The sequence below is a fragment of the Alcanivorax sp. HI0044 genome (assembly GCF_001634945.1).
Genome location: NZ_LWEZ01001897.1, coordinates 1 through 1,028, shown reverse-complemented (window position 1 = coordinate 1,028; position 1,028 = coordinate 1). Strand labels below are relative to the sequence as shown.

2 protein-coding genes are annotated in these 1,028 nt (G+C 57.4%); both read left to right on the top strand.

The annotated features are described in order from the left end of the window. A partial coding sequence (locus tag A3730_RS28320) for an ATP-grasp domain-containing protein (protein WP_156501426.1) occupies positions 1-548 on the top strand: 548 nt, incomplete at its 5' end. Positions 549-566: 18 nt separating this feature from the next. Then, a complete protein-coding gene (locus A3730_RS28315; RefSeq protein WP_063539188.1) occupies positions 567-962 on the top strand; it encodes a TM2 domain-containing protein in 396 nt (131 codons plus the stop codon). Positions 963-1,028 lie beyond the last annotated feature (66 nt).

Below are 1,028 nucleotides of genomic sequence, written 5' to 3'. Positions count from 1 at the left end.
AGATCAAGACCAGCTATTGTGCCCCCATCGGCCACCGTCAGGAAAACGGCGATTACCAGGAATCTTGGCAGCCCCAGCCCATGAGTGAAGCGGCACTGCAACGCTCCCGCGACGTCGCACTGGCGATTACCGACGCACTCGGTGGTCTGGGTATCTTCGGGGTCGAGTTGTTTATCAAAGGCGACCAGGTGTACTTCAGCGAAGTGTCTCCCCGCCCCCACGACACCGGCCTGGTGACACTGATTTCCCAGACCCTTTCCGAATTCGCCTTGCATGCCCGGGCCATTCTTGGTCTGCCAGTCCCGGAAATCGAGCAGCGGGGTCCCTCAGCATCATCCGTATTGCTGGTACAAGGCCAATCAGAGGCCATGCGTTACCATGGCCTGGACACCGCCCTGGCCGACACGGATACCGAAGTGCGCCTGTTCGGTAAACCGGATATCAACGGCAGTCGGCGCCTGGGCGTTGCACTGGCCAAAGCCGACAGCATTGACGCGGCACGCAACAAGGCAAACACCGCCAGCGCCGCACTCAACGTCGACCTGTAACCCTTAAAGGAATCGCACATGCAGAATCAGGATACGCACAGCAAGGTGATCGGTTACTTACTCTGGATCTTCGGGTTCATGGGCGCCCACCGTTTTTACTATGGCCGCCAACTCACCGGCACACTCTGGTTTTTTACTCTCGGGCTGTTCTTCATCGGCTGGATCATCGACCTGTTTCTGATCCCCGGCATGGACGACGCGGCAGATACACGCTACGAAGCCGGTAGCGTCGATTACAATATCGGCTGGATTCTGCTCACCTTTCTCGGCATTTTCGGCATTCACCGCTTCTACATGGGCAAGGTCATCACCGGCATTATCTACCTGCTGACTGCCGGCCTGTTCGGGCTGGGGATTCTCTATGATTTCTGGACACTGAACGGCCAGATCGCTGAGAAAAACCGTCTGGTCTAACGCCTGCCGGACGCCTGATGCTGGAAGCCCGATGCCTGACGAAGAAAAGCACTGACGAAACTGTCT

Excerpts from the sequence above, each read along its gene's own strand:
- A3730_RS28315 (WP_063539188.1), top strand. The coding sequence starts at position 567 with ATGCAGAATCAGGATACGCACAGCAAGGTGATCGGTTACTTACTCTGG.